1 pseudogene is annotated in these 526 nt (G+C 73.8%); it reads right to left on the bottom strand.

Going from position 1 to position 526, the window contains the following annotated elements:
* Window positions 1–39: 39 nt before the first annotated feature.
* A pseudogene (locus ABD308_RS37605) lies at window positions 40–526 on the bottom strand (hypothetical protein); the annotation flags it as partial.

Raw genomic sequence — 526 nt, 5'->3', positions numbered from 1 at the left:
CCGGGCTTCCTGCTGTCGTGCCGTGCCGCTGAGGGCCGCTCAGTTCTCCAGGCGGATCGAGGAGCGGGCCGAGGCCTGGCCGCCGGAGAGGCCGGTGAGGTCGGCGACCACCAGGTAGGTGCCGGCCGGGGCGGGCGCCGGGTCGGCGGTGGCGCACTGCGGCTTGCTGCGGACCCGGTCCCAGGTGAAGGTCTCGGTCAGTCCGCCGTTGGCGGGGAGCTGGACCCAGCTGCTGTTCTTGTCGGACGGGCAGTCACCGGAGGACCAGATGCGCTCGCCGTTGCTGGCGGTGACGGTGATCGCCGAGGCGGTCCGGCCCAGGTCCAGCCGGCAGGTGGTGCCGGAGGAGTTGTTGATGGTCAGCGCCAGCTTGGGCTTGTCCTTGGGCTGGTAGGCGTTCTGGGCGCCGGCCAGGTTGAGCGTCACCTGCGAGGAGGCGCAGACCGGCAGGGCCATGATCTCGGCGGTGTTCGCCGGGGGCGGGCCGCCGGTGCCGCCGCCGGTCGCGGGTGCCGGGTTCGCGCCG

Source organism: Kitasatospora putterlickiae (assembly GCF_039527695.1).
In the GTDB taxonomy this organism is placed as follows: Bacteria; Actinomycetota; Actinomycetes; order Streptomycetales; family Streptomycetaceae; genus Kitasatospora; species Kitasatospora putterlickiae.
This window is presented reverse-complemented; position numbering and strand designations above follow the sequence as displayed.